We start from the raw sequence: 21200 nt of genomic DNA on the forward strand, positions 1-21200 counted from the left end.
CGCCAGCGTTCAATCTGAGCCATGATCAAACTCTTCAGTTTAAAATCATTAGTAGCTTATGGCTACAAATCTTGGCTCATCAATTACTGACTTAATATTTGCTCAAATAAACTTCGAGAAATTTAAACCAATTAATCAATGAAATATTTTCGATCGATCAACCAGTAAAAATCCACACAAGTTGTTCTTCTATTCTCTTAATGATCTTCTCGATGATTCGTCATCATCAAGCTAGGTCGGCTATATTACTCTCAATTTCTTAAAAGTCAACAGGTAATTTAGATATTTAGCAAACTTATCAACCAACTCAAGAATCTAACCATTTTAGCCAAATCCTTGTTTCTCAACAAGTTTTTATCTGCATCACCGCCGATGGATGTGCATTCTACAGCATTTCAGAACCGATGCAACACCCTTTTCAATTTTTATTTGATTTATTTGATCGAGTGTATATTTTTAGAGCAAAATTACATTTTTTCTTATATTTTTCGACCGAATTTGTTTTAATACGATAAGAACAATTAAACTGTACTCTCGATATCTATGTTTTGCGTTAAGTGACGCAATCATTTTAATGACTGTATTATTTCGCTCTCACAGCGATTAAGGACTTATATGCATTACTCGAATTTTATCTTGCTTGGGTTGTTAACTGCTGGAGCGTGTTCATCAGTATTTGCGCAAGAGACTTCAACTGAGTCTGCCGCTCAAACTGCGACATCACAAGCACAGGTTACTCCTGAGCAAAAGGTTTCCACCATTCAAGCCATAAAAGACTTAAAACATCTCACCAAGAATGATTTAAAAGTAAATGCCAATGCTGCACAACCAGATGCAGTGAAAGATCCTTTACAGCCATTGAATCGTCAGATTTACGCATTTAATGACATGTTAGACCGTAACTTGTTAAAGCCAGTTGCGATTCAATATGTGGCTAAAGTTCCTGAACCTGTGCGTAGCCCTTATCGTCAGTTCCGTAAAAACCTGGGTGAGCCATGGAATGCGGTGAATCAGCTCATTCAAGGCCGCCCTACCCGAGCAGCAAAAACTTTAGGTCGTTTTACGGTAAATACGTTAACCACTTTAGGTTTTGCTGATCCTGCGCGTCGTTTGGGCTTAGACACAGAAGAAGAAAGCTTTGGCGTGACGCTGGGTTATTACGGTGTCCCTTCTGGCCCTTATGTGATGTTGCCTTTCTTTGGTCCAAGTACCTTCCGTGATGGTTTTGGCTTGGCAGCCGACAGTTTTGGACGTCCACAAAAATACTTACTGGATGATCAAGACGGGATTTACTGGTCTACCAATGTATTACAAGCCGTTGATGCACGTTCACAAATTCTGGATATTGAAGAAAGCCTGAAAGGTGATAAATATTCCATGATCCGTGATTTCTATTTACAGCGTAAGGCTTTCCAGATTTCAGAGAAACGTGGTGACTCTGATGATGTTTCTTTTGTTGGTGATGCAGATGATGTTGACGACTCATCTTCTGACGAAAAATGATCATATTAAAATAATGTTTTACAAACTTATGTATTGTCAGGGAATTTAAACTCTGGCAATACTATAGTTATAGGTCATCTTTCATCTATGATGAATTAAAAATGATCATACAAAGGATTGACTATTCATCTATGTATTTCATTCAACCCACACGCGCCATACCCTGTCTAGATCAAGCTTTAACCGAGTTACCAAGTTTGCAGATCATTCGAGTTGATGATCTGGACTTGTATGATCAAACCATTATTGCGATTGCCGACGTACAAGATTTTTTAAAGTATCAATGGAAGTTGCCGACGGTGGTACTTGCCTTTGAACATGAAGGTGCGGCTTTGGCGCAAGCATGGGAACTGGGAGCCTTGGCGGGCTGGATTTGGGATAGCTTACCCAAGAATCCAATCCATTCTTTATTCAAGATCGACGCGCAATATAAACGTAATCAGGATAGCCGTGACTTGCCTTCGGCGGCCGAATTACAAAAACGTTTGTTGCCAAATCCGATTGAGCTGCCGAACTACCAGTTTGAATCTTTCTTTCAGCCTTCGGCTTATTTGTCGGGCGACTGGTATGACTATTGGCGTTTGAATGATGAAGAAGTGCTGTTCTATCTGGCAGATGTTTCAGGACACGGTGTCACCAGCAGTTTATTAACCTCGTGGATGGCCGCCTTTCATGGTCGCTCAAAAACACCAGGACAATTAATTCAGAAACTCAATGCCATGTTGGTGCAAGAAAATATTGAAAAGCACATCACCATGGTGGCTGGTATTTTAAATCTGGCGACCCATGAAGTGCGTTGGTCGAGTGCAGGACATTACCCGCCTCCAATTATTTTTGAACCGAACCAGCCTCCACAGATTTTAACCACCAGTAGCTTTCCGTTAGGGCTCACCGAGGAACTGGAAGTTGAAGAGCATCGCTGTGTATTAAGCCCTCAGGCACGGTTCATTGTGTGTTCAGATGGTGCGCTTGAACCTTTCGATGGTGGCCTGAATGATCAGTTTAATCAACTGGTCGAACACCTGCAAAATGATGCCTTTAAAGCACCCGACCATGTCGCGGATGACATTGCAATACTCAGCCTTCGCCGAATGAATTAATTTAAATATCATTAACTTAACCAAATCCAGGCATCCACCCACTTGTGTCTGGAATATCACTATGGGATAATTTTATATCCTTTCTCTGAAAATGGCATTTATATGTCAACAGGTCATGTTGAATATGCAAGTTTGAACGGAACGCATATTTTCAAGCTTATTGGCGAAGTGCGTGCTCACTCTTGTATAAGTCTAGACAAACTGCTCAACCGAATTGAACAACAGCAAAATGTTGTTGGTGCAATCGTTGACTTAACTGAAACCACGTTTATTGACAGTACCGTTTTAGGCATTCTGGCAAAACTGGGTTTAAAGCTAAAGCAAGTTCATCAGATCCAAGCAGTCATGCTGTCAACAAATCCGGATATTACCACCTTGGCCAACAGCATGGGGCTAGGTCAGGTATTTGTGATTTTAAATTACTGTGGCGATCCGAGTGTATGTACGTTAGAGCTTACCGATGAACATGTCACTCATAGTGCCATGCTCAATACTGTGCTTGATGCACATAAAACACTGATGCGTTTAAATGAAAATAACCAGAATATGTTTGAACCTCTGGTTAAACAATTGCAAAAAGAACAAGATTGCCTCAATCTCGATGCACATAAACAAAACGCTTGATCATTAAACCTGATAACGCGGCGCCTATATGACTTTACTCTCTGTTGTACAAATGAACTCCCAAAATGATATCGAAGCCAATTTCGTTGTCATTGAATCATTAATTCAACAGAGTAAAGCTCAGGCAGCTGAACTGATCGTTTTTCCTGAAAACTTCGTCTGCTTTGCTGCGGGTAAACAGCGTGAGACCGCAGCGCAATTCGAGAGTATCCAACAACGATTAGAGCAACTGGCGCATCGCTATCAAATCTGGATTATTGCGGGCACGCTCCCATGTCCTTTCCGTCCAGATGGTTCAATCATTCAGGATGGCCGGGTTCGAACCGTCAGTTTATGTATCAGTCCTGAAGGCACCGAAGCACGCTACGATAAAATTCATTTATTTGATGTGCAAGTCAGTGACGCGGTGGGCGGATATCAGGAATCTAAATTCTTTGAACCGGGTGATCAGGTCATCGTTGCCAAAACACCTTTTGGTAATATCGGCCTGATGGTCTGCTATGACTTACGTTTTCCGGAACTGGCTTTAACCCTGCGCCAGCAAGGCGCCAATATGTTAACCGCCCCTGCTGCCTTTACCTATACGACGGGTCAAATGCATTGGCAGTTGCTACTGCAAGCGCGGGCCATGGATAGCCAATGTTATGTTTTAGGTGCTGCCCAGCAAGGCTGGCATGGTGACAAACGTCAAACTTGGGGGCATGCCGGGATTACCAATAGTCGTGGCCAGCTGCTTCAGATGATCGAGACTGAAGGTCATGGTCTCATCACCAGTGCATTTGATCTTGAAGAACAAGATGCTATACGTGCTTCTATGCCACTGATGCAACATCGCAAATTAATTAATTATTAAAAATGCCATAATCGCAAGATTTTCAATGTCGGTTTTGCACAAAATAACGGCAACAGCACATGTGCTGACCGTATTGTTCAATTTTTATCAATGTAGCTTTTCTAGATTCATGATTTAATACAATTTATTTGATCATGATCGAACAAAGTCGAATGATTTTGGGATAGGCATGATGTAACATCATCAACTGATTCTTATTAAGCTTTATTCATGTTTAGATTTATCGCTGCTTTGTTTTTTTTGGGGACCACTGCATCACTTCATGCAATGACAGTTGATGCAAATATCGAGGAATCGGCAACTTCAGCAACGATCTTGTCTACCCCGCAGAATTTATCCTTAAATGCGTTTGGTCAATGGATTATTGGCTGGGGAACAGGTCCAGAAGGTGCCCGTCAACGTCTGGATAATATTCAACGTGAAGATGTTGCTGTGATTAAACAAAAAGGTACCACGCTGGAAATGATCAAGGCCTGGCAGCAACATTTTGAACTTGAAGCACAAAATAATCTTAGCAACCCGACAGCACGTTATCGTGCCCGTCTGATGAAAAAAATTGCCGATCTGTGGTAATTCACTAACAGAACAAGATTCTAGCCTTGGCATAAGTTTGATTACTTATGCCTTTTGTTTTTTATAATCGATAAAATTTTCCATTGTTCAGCCCCGCCCTATGTACACTCCTATTCAAACTAAACGAGCAACAACCGGACTCCCCACATCTAACAACCATGGCAATGACAACAAACCGGCATTTACCCTACACGTATAACAACCAAAGAGGGCAAGATCGGCAACGTTTACTGACTTGTATTTTGCTTCAGAATCAGTACGATCAAATTGCATTCAATAATATTCAGGGATCATTATCATGTCATTAGAAAAAGTGGTTTATCGTGCGAAAGCAAAAGCAACTGGTGGTCGAGATGGCCGTGCAACCTCTTCTGACGGTGTCTTAGATGTAAAACTCGGTGTACCTAAAGAAATGGGCGGTGCGGGCGGCGAAGTCACCAATCCGGAGCAACTGTTTGCTGCCGGCTATTCAGCCTGTTTCCTGGGAGCAATGAAGTTTGTTGCCAACCGTGATAAATTCAATATCAGCAAAGATGCCTATGTAGAAGGTGAGGTCGGTATTGGCCCCATTCCAACAGGTTTTGGGATCGAAGTTACTTTAAATGTGTATCTGATCGGTATGGAACAAGCGGAAGCAGAACAACTGGTTGCTGCCGCACACATTGTTTGCCCGTATTCAAATGCAACCCGCAACAATATTGATGTGAATTTTAATATCGTGACTGCTGCATAATTTGAACGACCATAACAAAACAGCATGCGATCTGCATGCTGTTTTTATTTCAAAGCCTAAATTTATTCTTCAGCAGCTTCATTGGTGACACGAAGTACTTCTTCCAATGTGGTTTTACCTGCTAGGACTTTCAATAAACCATCATCACGGATGGACGCTGCATGACGGCGTGCATGATTTTCCAGTTCATACTCAGCCGCATTGCCATGAATCAAACGGCGCATCGACTCATCGACTGGCACGATTTCATAAATAGCCGTTCGACCGCTAAAACCTACATGTGAACACTTTTCGCAACCCTTCGGTTCAGGCAGTTGCATAGCTTCATCGGCTTTAAGATGCTGGAAAACCTGACGTTCAAAAGCATCTGCCGCTCGCCATGTGACACAGTGCGGACATAAGGTACGCACCAGACGTTGGGCAATCACCCCAATTAAGGAACTGGCCAAGAGGAATGGCTCGATTCCCATATCCTTTAAACGCGTTACTGCCCCAATTGCGGTATTGGTATGCAGGGTAGACAGTACCAAGTGACCCGTTAACGAAGCTTGAACTGCAATTTCAGCAGTCTCCAGATCACGAATCTCACCGACCATCACCACGTCAGGGTCCTGACGTAACATCGCCTTCAAGGCACGCGCAAAGGTCATGTCCACTTTGGTATTGACCTGAGTTTGTCCAATGCCTTCCAGTTGGTATTCAATTGGATCTTCAGCAGTCAGGATATTACGGGTATTATCATTCAGATCAGACAATGCCGCATACAAGGTCGTGGTTTTACCCGAACCGGTTGGGCCAGTCACCAGAATAATGCCATGTGGACGATGCACCAGTTGAGTTAAGCGCTCGTAGTCATTTTTCATCAAGCCCAAATGGGTCATGTTGAGACGCCCCGCCTGCTTGTCCAGCAAACGCATGACCACACGTTCACCATGTGAAGAAGGTAAGGTCGAAACACGGACATCTACTTCACGTCCAGCCAGACGCAATGAAATACGGCCATCTTGCGGGACTCGCTTTTCGGCAATATCCAGTTTTGCCATGACCTTGATCCGTGAGACCAACAGTGGTGCCAGCTCACGACGTGGCTGAACAATCTCACGCAATTGGCCATCAACACGTAATCGTACTGATAGTTTTTTCTCGAAGGCTTCGATATGAATATCCGAGGCGCTAACCCGAATCGCTTCTGATAATAAGGCATTGATTAAACGCACAATCGGCGCATCATCCTCCTGATCCATCAGATCTTCGGCTTCAGGTACCTGATCGGCCAGACTCAATAAATCGGGATGATCTTCCAGCCCTGCTGCAACCTGTTGCGACTCGCCAGTATCCCCCGCATAGCTGGAACTGAGTAAGGCATGAAATTCCTGATCACTACACAATTGATCGTGAGCAGATTTCCCCAAAATGCGACGCGCTTCCTGCAACGCAATACGCGCAGTGTTCTTGCGTCGTACAATAAAAATTTGATCACCTTCATAGCGCAATAAAACGCCATGTCGCTTCGCAAAACTATAAGGAATTTGTATTTGTTTAAGTATTTGCATCACACAAATAATGATAAGAGAAAGTATTGAGTGTACTCTAAGCAGATTACAGCGTGAAGTCTGTTTAGCATACTCACAAAGGAATTTTGCATCTTGTCTCAAAATAATCAATTTGAAGCGCCGCCTTCCAATACATTGAAATGGTGGGGCGAACAACAATTCGAACTTCAACAGGCCAAAGCTTGGCAATTCGGTTCATTGCTCTTTCGTCTGACCCGCGGCATCAAAGAATGGCGGCTGGAATATCATCGCCCTCAGTTTCAGCATGACTATGAGCAACAATGGCGGATATTGAACGATATCGAATTTGCCATGCCACCCCCTGCAAAAATTGAACGCTACATGTTTCATAAAACCAATAGCACCTTTCATTTAATGCCACGGCTAGCTGATCGTTCGGTGGTGATTCGTCCTGTAGATCCGATTTATATTCCAGCGGGACAGCGCGGAACCTTATATATCAGTACACCGTTGTGGATCGCTGGTCTGGTAGATGGTCTTTCTGAACCGCTTTTTGATATTCCAGTCATTCAACCGAAAGACACCTGGTTTGGTAAAGACCCGCAAAATGGCGAGATTTGCTACGCCACCTCAGTCGACGGGCGTATCGATTTGAATCTGCTAAAACCACGGGCTTTCCGAGCAGTCACGCCAATTGAGTTTCACAATACCAGTCATCATCAATTGCGTTTTGACCGTATGAATGTACCGGTGCCTGCCCTGCCATTATTTTATAGTGAAAGTACAGGACGCTTATGGACCTCGCAAATCAAGGTCTATTACGAAGGAACCGATCATCCGGCACGTATTCGCATTGAGAACAAAACCCCGACTCAGGCTGGTGAAGTCACCTATGTACATCCCCCTCGAGCCCCAGGTAGCACCTTATTCAATATGTTTGATTCATTTTTCTAAGGGGTTGCCATGCCGAATTCAAATATTCCAAAAGATGTTGCTGGCAGCCTGACCAGTGTTTTTACCAACATTAATTTTGAGCGTCTCAGCGAAATCGTGGTCGCCATTATTTTATGTTTTATCGGTTTCCTGATTGCGCGACTGGTGTCCAATGCCTTTATCCGCACCATTGGCAGCCGTTTTAATGCCCATCAACGCTTATTATGGCGTCGAGGTATTTTTTACTTTATTTTCTTGCTGTTCATCATGACCAGTTTAAGGGAAGCAGGTTTTAAACTGAGTGTCTTTCTCGGTGCAGCAGGGATCCTGACGGTCGCTTTGGGTTTCGCTTCTCAGACTTCAGCAACCAACTTGATCAGCGGTTTGTTCCTGATTGGCGAAGGTTCCTTTGAAGTCGGCGATACCATTCAGATTACCTTGATTCGGGGGCAAACCATTGAAGGTGAAGTGATTTCGATTGACCTACTCTCGGTTAAACTGCTCACACTGGACAATGTTTATATTCGCTTGCCGAACGAACAGCTGATTCGAACACCGGTGATGAACTTATCCAAATATCCGATACGGCGGATCCCGATTACGCTGGCGATTAACTTCCATGAAGATATCATCAAGGTTCGCCAAGTCTTATTAGATGTTGCAGCGAAATATCCACTGGTGATGGATGACCCGAAAGCAACAGTGACGGTAACGGCGTTCAGGGAGTCTTCCATTGAGTTGTTATTTGCAGTGTGGTGCCGTCAGGAAAACTCACTCAAAGTCCGCGATGAAATGCAGGAGCGGATTCGTAATGGCTTCCTGGAAAATGAAATCGAGATTCCTGTGCCGAAAATGGGCCTGATTGATCGACCACTCCCTTTAGAAAATGATGAAATCGATCAATATGCCAATCAGAAAGAACTGAAAAAAGACGAGAAAGAAAGATAATTAGCTTTCTTTCTCTGTTTCACTTAGCGCAGGTGGCAAGGGTGCCAAATAAGCAATCACCAGCATTACCGCACCAGAACCGATAAACGAAATCACGCGGGTTAAAGTGCCACTTTGCGATAAGTCCAATAACAACAGTTTCATGACTACAATGCCCAATAAAGCCGCACCGACAAACCAGATTTGTCGGATGTGGCGGCGACTGGAAAAAGTCATGAGAACGAAGGCTAAAATAACCCATAGCAATGTCAAACTCAGTTGTACATCACCATTCGACCAGATGGCTGTGCCCCAGAATGGTGTTCCTAGATAATGATGCATGGCACGTACCACCACACTACTCAGTACCAATAGCCCAATCAAAATCGTGGTGACTTTAAAGCCCCATTCTATCGAACGCTCTGCACTAAAGTCATGATGATAAATCATCCAGATCAGACCAAAGAACATCAATACAGACAGAATATCGGTCAGGTTAAATAGCGGTAGTACATAATATTGCTGCGCAGAATAAGGGTCCAGACTGACCAATACCAACCAGAACAGGGTTAAGCACCAGATCGGAACCTGATGCAGCAATTGGGTGTTCTTCGATATAAATCGCCAGATACTGTAAATCGCAGGGACAATCGCAAGCGCAACAAGCGGCATGATTGGAAAAATAGCCAATCCAATACTGGCGAGACTAAGCCAGAGCAAAGCCGACCACAGCATGAACGATGCTTTAGATCTGTTATCACTCAAAAACATCAGAATCAAGGTCATGGCAATCGACGCTACAGCAAAGCTGAGCCGGTTTAAGCTACTCGACCAATGCCAAACCGAATACACATTTTGAGCAAAACTTTCCACGTAGAGCAATGCTAATAAGCCAGCCAACAAGATGAGCTGTACACTGCCCCATTGCAATCGAGATTTAAGCTGTACGGCCAGACTAAACAAAGCCAACAAGATAGCTGCGACCGCGAGATATGGACTCAGCCCATGTTGTTGCCATTGCATCAATTCAACCGCAGCAATCGCTCCAGAATATAAACCCAGTGCTAAAAACACGCCGCTGAGCATGCGCGCACTGAAATATTTTTCGACTTCCTGATAATGCAACAAGTAAAAAGCCGAAATAAATTGCGCTAATGCAAAAATCGCGGTGCTTAAAATTGGGAAATGATCATTTGACCAGACCTGAAACAGCAGTGCTACCGAACTGAGCAAGACCAGTGCGACGCCCACATAACGACTTAAACGGTATCGCTCAGTGACACCCCAAACAATTAATGCTGTTCCCTGAATCACCCAACCGGTTGAGGTCCAGTGCGCCCCTTTGGCCAGCGGGAAAATTAATGCAACGAATACCACCGCAAGGATAAAAAAGCTTTTGGCTAAAATTGAAAGTTGCGGATACTGACGTTTAATCCAGAGATTTAAGGCAATATAAGTCGCGGCAAGTGCAACGGCTCCCCACGTCAGTGCTGAGGTCGAGTTATGCATTAAATAAGCATGCAAGGAAAAGCCCAGCACAGGCACACTAAAGATCAGGCCGACATCCAGAATCGGCTGTAAGCGCTCAGATGACTGATCGGTTGGTTGCTGGTTTTGAGCGCGTAGCATTAACTGGCTATAACGGATACTCAGCCAGATAAATAAAGCGATATGCAACCACAGGATCACATCCAAAGTATCGAACTGCGACGTCTTGGCATATACCCCGATGCTAGAACCACCAATAAACATGGTGGCAAAGAACGCAATCTGATGCAGGATTTTCCAGGGTTGAATAAAGTTTAGCGCTGCCACCGCCAAGTTAATGACAAAGTAATAGCCAAACAGAAAAATCACATCCGGATGATTTTGTGGAATCACCAACGGTGCAAGATAAGCCATGGTCAAGGCCAACATGGCCAAATACAGGGCGTGTTGCTTTAAACTCAGATAAACCGTAGCCGATAATAAAATCACAAATAAAATACTGGCCGTCGTTAAGCTGGCGATTACGGCAAAATGATGAGAGAAAATCAAGGTCAGGAACACTACTGCCAGCCCTACGCCTTGCAACGCGACGGCAAAGAGCTGATTTTTCTGTTGCAGCCAATACCCCGCCACAGTCGTCGCGATACCGGCACTGGCAATAAAGCCCAGTTTTACACCCAGACTGAGTTGCCAATGTTCACTGGCAAAACGTAACAGTAAAACCACACCGACCATGAGTACCGCGACAGCGACACGCAGAATCGGATTGCCGTGTATCATCCAGTCCAGTGCGGGCTGCCACCAACCTGGTGTATTCGGCTTAGTGGCTTGAGCCACTGGCGTCGAGTTCTGCCCAACTGGTGCTGCAACGGATTCAATTGTTTGCTGCATCCATACCGGATGCTGCACGGGGTCAATAGGATTAGAAGAAGCTGTAGTTGTGTGTTCAAGCTGCTGGTCCAGCGGAGTTGACTGGGCTTGAGCGGCGAGCTCGACCTGAATCTGATGGTGTTGAATCGCATGCTGTTCCAGATGCAATAAACGGGTCTGGAATGCACTGATGGTTTGGATCAGGCACAACAACAACACCAATAAAGCCCCGCCCGCCAGCCACATCCAAGTATTCGCATAGGCAAACAGGGCCACCAATGCTGCGCTATAAATCACAATTTTCTGGACAGCCATCCCTGTAGCCGGCACAAAACCATTCCCGCTTGCTTGTTCAAGTTGTAGCAAGCGCTGATGAATCTCAGACAGAATGTGCACAATAACAACGGTCAGTCCGATTGTCGCGGCAATAACAGTCGCATGCCATTTGAATGCAACCGCACAAGCAAGCAACACCGTCAAAGCAATCAGGACAACGACTATTCCCTGTTTGTCTTTTTTATACATAGACTTATATCAATTATGACAGCTTCATTGCAGGTATCTTACTTGATCACTGCATAAGCAGGTATTTTCACATACAAAATACTGCAAATCTTAAACGACAAATCCAGCCGTACTCATCCGCGTTCAGATAAGACAGCCACCGCTTTTTCACGTAAAATACCGACTAATTTATAATTAGGATTTGCGCAATGCCACCTTTTGTCTTGGTTGACGGGTCTTATTTCTTATTTCGTGCTTTTCACGCTTTACCGCCATTAACGACGTCTACTGGCTTACATACCAATGCAATACGTGGTGCAATTTCAGCAATCCAGAAATTGATGCGTCGTACCCAGCCGACTCACATGGCGGTGATTTTCGATACGCCGGAACCGACTTTCCGTCATAAGTTATCACCGATCTATAAAGGTGATCGCCCAAGCATGCCTGAGGAGTTGTCTCAGCAAATTCCTTATCTACATGCATTGATCAGAGCACAGGGTATTCCGTTGTATAGTCTTCCAGGGGCGGAAGCGGATGATATCATTGGTACCCTTACCAAACGTGCGCTTTCGGAAGGTCACCATGTCCTGATTTCGACTGGTGACAAGGACATGGCGCAGCTGGTCAATGAACACGTCAAACTGGAAGATAGCTTCAAAGAACGTGTTTTAGATGAAGCGGGTGTTTTTGAAAAATTTGGGGTCCATCCCAACCAGATCATCGATTACCTGACTCTGATGGGCGATGCGTCTGACGGCATCATGGGTGTGCCGGGTGTAGGTGCCAAAACAGCGGCCAAGTTGTTAAATGAATACGGCACATTAAGTAATATCATTGCCAATGCCGATCAATTGAAAGGCAAAATCAGCCAGAACATTAAAGATAATCTAGACAACATCAAAATTGACCATCAATTGGCAAGTATTGTGTGTGATCTTGATCTGGCTTTAGACTGGCATGACCTGAAACTCACCAATCCAAATGTAGATCAGTTACGTCACCTGTATACCGAGCTTGAATTCCGTAACCAGTTACAGTCGCTGGATCATCCCAACAACCCGAATAGCCCTGCTTATCAACAGGCCGCACAAAGCATTGCCAAAGCAGAACAAAAAACTAAGCAGGTGGTGATTGAAGATCATGCTAGTCTGTCGAGTCAGGATGATCAACTGGGTACAGCGACCTACCATACCGTGCTAAGCCAGCAGGATTGGGATGCATTATTGCAACGTATGCAGCAAGCAGATCATTTTGCGATTGATACTGAAACTACCAATCTGGACTACCGCTTTGCTGAGCTGGTCGGGTTCTCGGTCGCCTTTGATGCCAATGATGCATACTATGTTCCGGTTGCCCATGATTATGAAGGTGCACCGGAACAACTGAATCGTGAACAGCTTCTGGCCCAGATCAAACCGATTCTTGAAAATGAACAGGTTAAAAAAATTGGTCATCATCTAAAATATGATGCCCACATCTTTGCCAATCACGGTATTACCATTCAAGGCTGGTATTTCGATACCATGCTGGCGTCTTATGTATTGAATGCGGCAGCAACCAGACATGGCATGGATGATGTTGCACGTCTTTATCTCAGTCATTTGACTACGACTTTTGAGCAGATCGCAGGTAAAGGTGCTAAACAGAAAACCTTTAACCAGATTGAGCTTGAAGTGGCAGCGCATTATGCCGCTGAAGATGCGCATGTTACCTATCGCTTATACGAAGTGCTTGCAGCAAAACTGAAAGCGCATCCGGAACTGGTGAATATCCTGCACAATATTGAAATGCCTGTTGCGCGCGTGCTTACCGGCATGGAAGAAGATGGGATTAAACTGGATCATGCTTTCCTTGATCAGCTCAGCGTAGAGTTTTCAGAAACTATTCAGACCCTTGAAGCGCAGGCAGCCGAGCTGGCAGGTGAAGCGTTTAATGTCGCATCACCGAAACAGGTTGGTGAAGTGCTGTTTGAAAAGCTTGGGCTTAAAGGTGGCAAGAAGACGGCAACCGGTCAATACAGCACCAGTGAAAGTATTCTTGAGAAAATTGAGCATCCATTGGCTGAAGTGATTTTAGAGCATCGCGGTTTGGCGAAACTGAAAAATACCTATACCGATCGCCTGATTGTGCAGTCAAATGATGCAACCCACCGTGTGCATACCAGCTATCACCAAGCTTTAACCGCGACAGGTCGTTTGTCTTCAACCGATCCAAACCTGCAAAACATTCCAATCCGTACTCCGATTGGCCGTCAGATCCGTAAAGCCTTTATTGCACCTGAAGGTCGCGTGTTACTCGCTGCCGATTATTCGCAAATTGAATTACGTTTGATGGCGCATTTCTCGCAAGATGATGCGTTGGTGCATGCTTTCCAGCAAGGTCAGGACGTACACCGCCGTACCGCTTCCGAAGTACTAGGTATTGATATTGAAGATGTCACCAATGACCAACGTCGTCAGGCCAAAGCGGTCAACTTCGGTCTGCTCTATGGGATGTCTGAATTCGGTTTAACCCGTCAGCTTGGCTTTAGCCGTGAAGAATCGCGTAGCTATATCGCGCGTTACTTCCAACGCTACCCAGGGGTACTGGATTATATGGAACGTACCCGCCAGATCGCACGTGAGCAAGGCTTTGTGGAAACCATTTTAGGTCGACGTTTGTATACGCCTGACATTATGGCAAGCAACAAGATGATCAAACAGGCGGCTGAACGTGCAGCAATCAATGCCCCGTTACAAGGCAGTGCGGCAGATATTATTAAGCTGGCCATGATCGCCGTCGATAAAATGCTGCCGAAAGATCAAGCCAAGCTGTTATTACAGGTCCACGATGAACTTGTATTTGAAGCAGATGTGGCAATCGCCGATGAGCTTTCCAAACAAATTGCGGAAGTGATGCAATCAGTACTAGAGATTTCGGTGCCATTTGTGGTGGAAGTCGGACAGGGTCTAAACTGGGATGCTGCGCATTAAGCTAGCCTGATTGCACAAAAACAAAATGTTTCTTGCAGACAGGGGATAAACTCCCCTGCGCTACAAGAACACAATAATAAAGAATAGCCGATAACAATTAATTCGTATAGGAGAAAGGAATGCAACATGTCCTTTAATCAAGTCCAATTCAAACGTTTTCACTCTATTGATTCATTACGCTGTATTTCAATCTTTCTGGTGTTACTGCATCACTTCAATATTCCTTACAAACTATTTGATACTTCCATTAACTTTCAGTTTTTTGGCGAAAACATCACCACGCTTTTAGCCCGCAATGGTAACTATGGCGTCACCATGTTTTTCGTGATCTCCGGCTATCTCATTACCTCCCATACCATCAAGCGTTGGGGAGCATTGCAGCAGATCAACACCCGCGACTTTTATATATCACGATTTGCACGCATCATGCCGACCCTGATTCTGCTGATTTGTGTGGTCAATCTTCTCGGTGCATTTGAGCTCAAGCCTTTTATGACGCAAGCCCCAAATGGCATCGTGGTGGCTCAATCCACCGTCAATCTGGCAGCACTGACCTTCTGGATGAATCTGCTGATTATCGAAAATGGCTGGGTCAACTATGCGCTTGGCGTGTTATGGTCATTATCTGTGGAAGAAGTCTTTTATTTGCTGTTTCCGCTGACCGCGCTGCTGTTTAAGAGAAAACCCTACTTTCTATTGGCATGTTTCGCCTTAATTCTATTTGCACCCTATTTTAGATCTTTGCACTATGGTGAAGAAAGTGGCGCGTACCTCTATCATTACTTCTCTAGTTTCGACGGGATTGCCTTTGGCTGTGTGGCTGCGCTGCTGGCACCACAACTCAAACTGCAAGCTAAAAACTGGTTAGTCCTGAAATATATGGCGATTGCGACCATGCTTATCATCTACTTTTCTGCCCCGATTAAACAAAACTGTGTTTGGGGAATCAGTCTATTTGCACTGGCAACAGCAATCGTCATTCTTGCGAATGTCGCAAATGAGCAGGTTATACAGGTCCAGCGTTTGAAGTGGCTGCAAGAGATTGGTAAGAACAGTTATGAAATTTATTTATTCCATCTGATTATTTTAGGTTTTTTTAAACTGTTTTATACACCAGCACTGACCGAGGGTAATATTAAACTGGTGTTATTATTGCTCTATCTTATCCTCGCCATTGGATTAGGTGCTTTGATTGCACGCTACTTTTCCAATCCCTTAAACCGGGCCATACGACAACGCTTGATCAAGAAATAAAAAAATGGGCATGATGCCCATTTTTTATTGAATCAAACTCGCTTAAAGGCCCGTTAACAGGACTTTAGCCGCTTCATTCATCAGGATCTCAGCCACATACAGTGCCAGAAATGCCAGAATTGGTGAAAGATCAATCATCCCCATATTCGGCATGATACGACGGAAAGGTGCAAGTAAAGGCTCAGCCAGCTCCTGAATCACTTCGATATACGGCGAGCGTGACTGGGTAAACATCACCACCCAACTTAAAATAATGGTGGCAAAAATCAAATAACGACAGAAACGGATCAAGTCCTGAATCATGGTCACAAAGGTGGTCACCACCAGATACACGGCGCTGTGTGGCATCTGCCCTGATAAATACATCAGGCCGAACATTTTCAGTAAATACAGCACCAGCAACAACGCTACTGCCGCTAAATTGACACGACCTTTACCTACTGTTGGAAAAATACGACTAAAAATATCTACAATCTTGGTTGCTTTCACTGTCGAAAGCACCACCGGATTGTATGGACTCACTGCCGCCAATTGCATTAAAAAACGGAAAAAGACCAATAAAATTGCAACATTGATCAAAACACCAAAAATTAGCGCAGAACTTGCACCCATAATTGTCTTATCCTACTTAAACCGATTTAGTCTTGTCACTCAGCTCTTGCGCAAGCTCTTGGCTACGCTTTTGAGCTGCTGCAAGCGCTGCTTGAATATTTTGTGAAATCTGGGCACGGTCAAACACCTCTAAAGCTGCTTGGGTTGTGCCGTTGGGAGAGGTCACATTTTTACGTAATTCTGCGGGAGAATTTGAACTGGTAATTGCCATTTGCGCCGCACCTAATGCTGTTTGTAAGGTTAATGCGGTTGCAACCTTTTCATCCAGCCCCAGGTTTTTACCAGCGCGAATCATACTTTCCATCAAATAGAAGAAATAGGCAGGACCAGAACCCGATACTGCAGTTACTGCATCAATCTGTGCTTCATTTTCTACCCAGAGGGTCAAACCTGTCGCTGCAAGAATCTGACTGGTCAATTCACGGTCTTGGGCATCAACTGCTGCAGGCGCATAAATCCCATGGGCACCCGTCTGCACCAGCGCTGGCGTATTCGGCATAACACGGACAATACGCTGACTGCCACCAATCAAATCTGAAATGGTCTGAATTTCAGCCCCTGCAATAATCGAGATTACCAGTTTATCTGACAATAGGCCCTTTAATGGTTGTAATACCGTTGTCAGTACTTGCGGCTTTACCGCCAACACCACGACATCGGCATGCTTGATTGCGTCAACATTCTCAGTCGTAGTCTGAATTCCTTTTTCTTCTAATACGTGACGAATTTGCTCTACAGGATCAGAAACGGTAATGCGTGTGGTCGGTAATCCACGAGAAAGTAAGCCACCAATCAAGGCCTGGGCCATATTACCGCCGCCAATAAAACAAATATTTTTATTCAATGCTGTCGCCATGTCCTACTCGTCATATCAAAAAGACTGCTGAAAACTACAGTCAGAAATTAAACTTGGTTGCCAACCACCTTGCTCTACATACTCAGATTGCGCCAACCAAAAACCTTTTGGGCTAAAAACCCCAAGCATAACATTATCCACGACTAATATTTGAATTGTATGACGTAACCAAGGCAAAATCTGTGCTTCCTGAATGGCTTTTTTCAGAGGCCAATGTCCAACACGGCCATACAGATGGATTTTTTCTCCACCCTGACGTTTAAGTAAGCTCAACTCCCGCCCTAACAGCTGTGCAGAAAGCCCTATTGCCTGCGATTGGATTTTAAATTGCCCTGCCGCGACCTCGACAGTTTGCCCAATTGCATAGTGTTGTAGTACGACATTGGCAACCGACTTCTGCTGTTGTGCATACAGCTCATCATGGCTTAAACGATATAATTTTTTCTGATAGCGCACATAATAATACGGGTGAATATGCAAGCTTGCCTGCGCATCCGCTTTGGCCAGAATGACCTCATTTTGCAGGCGCTGTACCATAGCGTAACTTGGACGATATTGATCTGTGCCTTTAATCCAGGCAGATAAAAGCTGCCGTTGCCGCGCAGTTGAGAGCTGAGCCAGTTGGGTTAAATCCAGTTCACGATCCGTTGCGCAATCTTGCCAGTCTTGTTGCAACACATCATTGAGGATTTCCGCTGCATCTTGCATCAGATAACTACTGCGTGCCACAGCCGACTGCATTTTAGGGAAACGCTGTTCGAGCATCGGCCATAATTGTTCCCGACACCATGCCCGATCATAATAGGTATCGTGATTGGTGGGATCAGTAACATAGTCCAAGGCCAGTTGTTGTGCCCACTGCTCAATCTGTTCCCGACCCAGATCTAAAAAGGGTCGCCAGATGGTCATATCCTGACGGATATCAAGCTGTTGCATGGCAGCCAGTCCAGTGACTCCTGCCCCAGAAAATAGACGCAACAAGAACGTTTCAGCCTGATCTTGCTGATGATGAGCTAAAACAAGAATTTCGTTGGTCTGTAAGTGCTGCTGATAAGCTTGATAACGGGCCTGTCGAGCCTGCTGCTCGAGATTGCCAGTTTCAACCGTGACTTTTTGCAGAATAGAGGGAATATTAAGTGCTTCAGCTTGTTGCTGGACGAACATTCCCCAGCCAGCACTTAACCTTTGCAGCTGGTGATCGACATAAATGGCGCGAATTCGATTTGGGAAAAGTTCAGCCATCAGATACAGCAACAGCATGGAATCCATGCCGCCGCTACACCCGATCAGGAATCGGGTTTGTTCAGAAAAATGCTGTGTTTGTGCTAAGACGCGATGCCTAAATTGCTGCTGCCAAACTTCATTAAACGTTGATAACGTGCGTCGCATCGTTCCTGGGCATCCATCGGTTGCAATTCATCTAGTGCCTGTTTTAACACATCTTTCAAATCATGCATGACTTTTTCAGGTTGCAAATGTGCACCCTCACCTTCATCCACCACATATTCCACAATACCCAAAGCTTTGAGCTTGTCTGCGGTTAAAGCCAGTGCCTCACTTGCTTGCGCCGCTTTGTCAGCAGTTTTCCACAAAATAGAGGCACAACCTTCAGGTGAAATCACGGAATAAATACTGTGCGACAGCATAATCACACGATCAGCCACACCAATACCCAAGGCACCACCTGAGCCGCCTTCACCTAGTACAGTGGCAATGACAGGAACTTTCAAGCTTGAAAGTTGCGCCAAGCTGGTTGCAATCGCTTCAGCCTGACCACGTTCTTCTGCCCCAACACCCGGATAAGCCCCCATGGTATCCACAAAAGTAAAGACAGGTAAATTGAAACGCTCAGCCATATCCAGTAAACGCTGTGATTTACGATAGCCTTCCGGGTTACACATCCCGAAGTTGTGTTGTAACTTTTCACGGGTACTGCGACCACGATGTTGACCTACCACCATCACGGGCTGTCCGTCAAAACGTGCCAGACCACCAATCATGGCACCGTCATCACCAAATAAACGGTCACCATGAAGTGCATCAAATTCAGTAAAGATTTCACTGACATAATCTAGAAATTGCGGACGTTCAGGATGTCGTGCAATTTGAACCGTAGCCCAAGCCTTGGACTGAGTCGCTTTATTTTTCATAAGTCAAGAATGGTCCATAATAATATGGTTAATCAACAAATTTGTCTGACTGAATATTTAACTCAATGTCCCAATGCTTGAACTGCACTTGTTCATCATGCAGGTCAGCAACCAATAAAGGCCATTGTTTAGCATCGCCAGATACGCTTAGTTGCCATTGTTGATCATTTACAACACTCAGTTCAATGGCAGGAAGCATCTGATCACTACGACTATGGTTCAGCAAAACCGCCAGACGCAGTAATAAACAGAGATCAAGTAAATGACTGCCACCGACCTTTAAAACGTCATTTTTTGCATCCGCACGCAACTTGCGGCGATGATGTGAAACTAGATGAGACAAATGGTTTTGATCAATTTGCGAGAAACCCGGGATGTCGGAATGCTGCAATAAATAAGCACCATGACGATGATAACCGCCATGACTAATCGCCAGACCAATTTCATGCAAATAAGCGGCACGACGCAGTAAGTCACTGTCTTCAGTAGTTAAATTCAGCGCTTGTGCTACGCCATCAAACAATTGCTGAGCCGTATTAACGACACGCTCGGCCTGTTTCGGATCGGCATTGTAACGCCCCATCAAGGCTTGCACACTACGGTCACGAATGTCTTCATGTTTGAAACGTCCAAGTAAGTCATACATGACCCCTTCTCGTAACGCACCGTCAGAATATGCCAATTTATCGATATCTAAAACTTCAAAAATGGCAAATAAAATTGCAAGACCAGCTGGCAAAACTGCTCGACGGTCTTCACGCAGACCTTCAAAATCAATTTCAGAGATATGTTTAAATTTCAGTAACCGGTCTTTTAACTTATACAGGCCATCACGGGTCAGGTTTTCCTGTTCGTCGCTCAGCCCAAGATTGACTGCAATCTGACGACAAGCCTTGATCGTTCCACTCGAACCAACAACCGTATCCCAACCGACAGATTTGTAGGTATTGGCAATGCCTGACATCTCTTTACGCGCCGCAACAACCGCCTTGTCAAATGCCTTGTTGGTAATCTCGCCATCAGCGAAATAGGTTTTGCTATAGGCCACACATCCCATCTGTAAAGATTCGGTATGCAGTGGCTCAAACTCTTCACCGATAATAAATTCTGTTGATCCACCACCAATGTCCACCACCAGACGGCGACCGCCATTGGCCATGGTATGTGAAACACCCAGGTAAATCAGACGCGCTTCTTCACGACCGGCAATGATTTCAATGGGTTTGGGTAAAATTTCAGCTGCTTTCTGGATAAACTCATGACCATTCTTTGCCTGTCTCAAGGCATTGGTCGCCACAATTCTTAAACGATTCGGTTGTACCGAACTCAAACGTCCGACAAAACGGGCTAAACAAGCCAGTCCGCGTTGTTGTGCTGCTTCTGTTAAATTCTTGTTTTCATCTAGTCCGGCGGCTAACTGAACTTTTTCTGACATTGAAGCGACTTTTTTAACCTCGCCATGATCAACACGAGCAATCGCTAGATGGAAACTGTTCGATCCCATATCAATCGCAGCAAGTAATTCTTCATCAATCAGAAAATCAGACATTATTCATATAAACCCATGCTCAATTCACGCATTAGAGTAATTCACATGCTTACAATTTTAAAGTCATTTTCATCAATAAAAGTGAGCTATTTATGCTTTTCATGCCTAAATCATTGTAGAAGTCGATGATCAACATCGTGAGCATCCATTAGACTTTTCATTTTCAAGCTTGAATAATCGGA

At 44.7% G+C, this 21200-nt stretch carries 17 protein-coding genes; 10 read left to right on the top strand and 7 right to left on the bottom strand.

The annotated features are described in order from the left end of the window. Positions 1–615 precede the first annotated feature (615 nt). The 6 genes from ACINWC323_RS14405 to ACINWC323_RS14380 all read left to right on the top strand — a co-directional run bounded on the left by ACINWC323_RS14405 (position 616) and on the right by ACINWC323_RS14380 (position 5386). Positions 616–1503 carry an MlaA family lipoprotein gene (locus ACINWC323_RS14405; protein WP_009509815.1) on the top strand — a complete coding sequence of 296 codons (888 nt, stop codon included), beginning with the start codon at positions 616–618 and terminating at the stop codon, positions 1501–1503. A 131-nt stretch (positions 1504–1634) separates the two neighbouring features. Then, positions 1635–2603, top strand: a complete 969-nt coding sequence (gigA, locus tag ACINWC323_RS14400) for an RsbU family protein phosphatase GigA (RefSeq protein ID WP_005228813.1) — start codon at positions 1635–1637, stop codon at positions 2601–2603. Positions 2604–2705: 102 nt separating this feature from the next. Next, complete coding sequence (gene gigB / locus ACINWC323_RS14395) at positions 2706–3227, top strand: anti-anti-sigma factor GigB (RefSeq protein WP_004774748.1); 522 nt, start codon at positions 2706–2708, stop codon at positions 3225–3227. A gap of 28 nt (positions 3228–3255) precedes the next feature. Then, the gene (locus tag ACINWC323_RS14390; protein WP_009509791.1) at positions 3256–4080 is read left to right on the top strand and encodes a carbon-nitrogen hydrolase family protein; all 825 of its coding nucleotides are present in this window, start codon (positions 3256–3258) and stop codon (positions 4078–4080) included. A 210-nt stretch (positions 4081–4290) separates the two neighbouring features. Continuing rightward, positions 4291–4653, top strand: a complete 363-nt coding sequence (locus tag ACINWC323_RS14385) for a DUF4951 domain-containing protein (protein ID WP_005228808.1) — start codon at positions 4291–4293, stop codon at positions 4651–4653. A 298-nt stretch (positions 4654–4951) separates the two neighbouring features. Then, positions 4952–5386: an organic hydroperoxide resistance protein gene (locus ACINWC323_RS14380; protein WP_005228806.1), complete on the top strand. Its 435-nt coding sequence runs from the start codon at positions 4952–4954 to the stop codon at positions 5384–5386. Between the two features lie 62 nt (positions 5387–5448). On the opposite strand, the gene gspE is transcribed toward ACINWC323_RS14380, so the two are convergent. After that, on the bottom strand, positions 5449–6939 hold the full coding sequence (gene gspE, locus ACINWC323_RS14375) for a type II secretion system ATPase GspE (RefSeq protein ID WP_009509812.1): 1491 nt from the start codon (positions 6937–6939) through the stop codon (positions 5449–5451). Between the two features lie 93 nt (positions 6940–7032). Between gspE and ACINWC323_RS14370 the strand changes: the two genes are divergently transcribed. Together ACINWC323_RS14370 and ACINWC323_RS14365 are read left to right on the top strand one after the other, a co-directional pair. Next, a complete protein-coding gene (locus tag ACINWC323_RS14370; RefSeq protein WP_005228802.1) occupies positions 7033–7854 on the top strand; it encodes a DUF432 domain-containing protein in 822 nt (273 codons plus the stop codon). A gap of 9 nt (positions 7855–7863) precedes the next feature. After that, positions 7864–8781 (top strand): mechanosensitive ion channel family protein, encoded by a 918-nt coding sequence (locus tag ACINWC323_RS14365; RefSeq protein WP_004774742.1) that lies wholly within the window; start codon positions 7864–7866, stop codon positions 8779–8781. Here ACINWC323_RS14365 and ACINWC323_RS14360 read toward each other — a convergent pair whose 3' ends face one another. Further along, complete coding sequence (locus ACINWC323_RS14360) at positions 8782–11643, bottom strand: DUF2339 domain-containing protein (RefSeq protein ID WP_009509829.1); 2862 nt, start codon at positions 11641–11643, stop codon at positions 8782–8784. It abuts the gene before it with no gap. A gap of 188 nt (positions 11644–11831) precedes the next feature. Here ACINWC323_RS14360 and polA point away from each other — a divergent pair, with 188 nt between their 5' ends. Together polA and ACINWC323_RS14350 are read left to right on the top strand one after the other, a co-directional pair. Continuing rightward, positions 11832–14597 (top strand): DNA polymerase I, encoded by a 2766-nt coding sequence (gene polA / locus ACINWC323_RS14355; protein WP_009509836.1) that lies wholly within the window; start codon positions 11832–11834, stop codon positions 14595–14597. Between the two features lie 126 nt (positions 14598–14723). Beyond that, positions 14724–15851: an acyltransferase family protein gene (locus tag ACINWC323_RS14350; RefSeq protein WP_009509860.1), complete on the top strand. Its 1128-nt coding sequence runs from the start codon at positions 14724–14726 to the stop codon at positions 15849–15851. A gap of 42 nt (positions 15852–15893) precedes the next feature. Here ACINWC323_RS14350 and ACINWC323_RS14345 read toward each other — a convergent pair whose 3' ends face one another. Genes ACINWC323_RS14345 through ppx form a run of 5 tightly spaced genes read right to left on the bottom strand, consistent with a single transcriptional unit; the run spans position 15894 to position 21018 of the window. Beyond that, complete coding sequence (locus tag ACINWC323_RS14345) at positions 15894–16463, bottom strand: YggT family protein (RefSeq protein WP_005228797.1); 570 nt, start codon at positions 16461–16463, stop codon at positions 15894–15896. Positions 16464–16479: 16 nt separating this feature from the next. After that, the gene (gene proC, locus ACINWC323_RS14340) at positions 16480–17319 is read right to left on the bottom strand and encodes a pyrroline-5-carboxylate reductase (RefSeq protein WP_009509876.1); all 840 of its coding nucleotides are present in this window, start codon (positions 17317–17319) and stop codon (positions 16480–16482) included. A gap of 15 nt (positions 17320–17334) precedes the next feature. Then, a complete protein-coding gene (gene tilS / locus ACINWC323_RS14335; protein ID WP_009509802.1) occupies positions 17335–18588 on the bottom strand; it encodes a tRNA lysidine(34) synthetase TilS in 1254 nt (417 codons plus the stop codon). A 56-nt stretch (positions 18589–18644) separates the two neighbouring features. Continuing rightward, positions 18645–19469: an acetyl-CoA carboxylase carboxyltransferase subunit alpha gene (locus ACINWC323_RS14330; protein ID WP_005228791.1), complete on the bottom strand. Its 825-nt coding sequence runs from the start codon at positions 19467–19469 to the stop codon at positions 18645–18647. A 28-nt stretch (positions 19470–19497) separates the two neighbouring features. Further along, positions 19498–21018 (bottom strand): exopolyphosphatase, encoded by a 1521-nt coding sequence (gene ppx / locus ACINWC323_RS14325; RefSeq protein ID WP_005228790.1) that lies wholly within the window; start codon positions 21016–21018, stop codon positions 19498–19500. Between the last annotated feature and the right edge of the window lie 182 nt (positions 21019–21200).

Origin of the sequence: Acinetobacter sp. WC-323 (assembly GCF_000314615.1) — a bacterium.
GTDB classification, from domain to species: Bacteria; Pseudomonadota; Gammaproteobacteria; order Pseudomonadales; family Moraxellaceae; genus Acinetobacter; species Acinetobacter courvalinii.

Excerpts from the sequence above, each read along its gene's own strand:
- ACINWC323_RS14405 (WP_009509815.1), top strand. The coding sequence starts at position 616 with ATGCATTACTCGAATTTTATCTTGCTTGGGTTGTTAACTGCTGGAGCG.
- gigA (WP_005228813.1), top strand. The coding sequence starts at position 1,635 with ATGTATTTCATTCAACCCACACGCGCCATACCCTGTCTAGATCAAGCT.
- gigB (WP_004774748.1), top strand. The coding sequence starts at position 2,706 with ATGTCAACAGGTCATGTTGAATATGCAAGTTTGAACGGAACGCATATT.
- ACINWC323_RS14390 (WP_009509791.1), top strand. The coding sequence starts at position 3,256 with ATGACTTTACTCTCTGTTGTACAAATGAACTCCCAAAATGATATCGAA.
- ACINWC323_RS14385 (WP_005228808.1), top strand. The coding sequence starts at position 4,291 with ATGTTTAGATTTATCGCTGCTTTGTTTTTTTTGGGGACCACTGCATCA.
- ACINWC323_RS14380 (WP_005228806.1), top strand. The coding sequence starts at position 4,952 with ATGTCATTAGAAAAAGTGGTTTATCGTGCGAAAGCAAAAGCAACTGGT.
- gspE (WP_009509812.1), bottom strand. The coding sequence starts at position 6,939 with ATGCAAATACTTAAACAAATACAAATTCCTTATAGTTTTGCGAAGCGA.
- ACINWC323_RS14365 (WP_004774742.1), top strand. The coding sequence starts at position 7,864 with ATGCCGAATTCAAATATTCCAAAAGATGTTGCTGGCAGCCTGACCAGT.
- ACINWC323_RS14360 (WP_009509829.1), bottom strand. The coding sequence starts at position 11,643 with ATGTATAAAAAAGACAAACAGGGAATAGTCGTTGTCCTGATTGCTTTG.
- polA (WP_009509836.1), top strand. The coding sequence starts at position 11,832 with ATGCCACCTTTTGTCTTGGTTGACGGGTCTTATTTCTTATTTCGTGCT.
- ACINWC323_RS14350 (WP_009509860.1), top strand. The coding sequence starts at position 14,724 with ATGTCCTTTAATCAAGTCCAATTCAAACGTTTTCACTCTATTGATTCA.
- ACINWC323_RS14345 (WP_005228797.1), bottom strand. The coding sequence starts at position 16,463 with ATGGGTGCAAGTTCTGCGCTAATTTTTGGTGTTTTGATCAATGTTGCA.
- proC (WP_009509876.1), bottom strand. The coding sequence starts at position 17,319 with ATGGCGACAGCATTGAATAAAAATATTTGTTTTATTGGCGGCGGTAAT.
- tilS (WP_009509802.1), bottom strand. The coding sequence starts at position 18,588 with ATGGATTCCATGCTGTTGCTGTATCTGATGGCTGAACTTTTCCCAAAT.
- ACINWC323_RS14330 (WP_005228791.1), bottom strand. The coding sequence starts at position 19,469 with ATGAAAAATAAAGCGACTCAGTCCAAGGCTTGGGCTACGGTTCAAATT.
- ppx (WP_005228790.1), bottom strand. The coding sequence starts at position 21,018 with ATGTCTGATTTTCTGATTGATGAAGAATTACTTGCTGCGATTGATATG.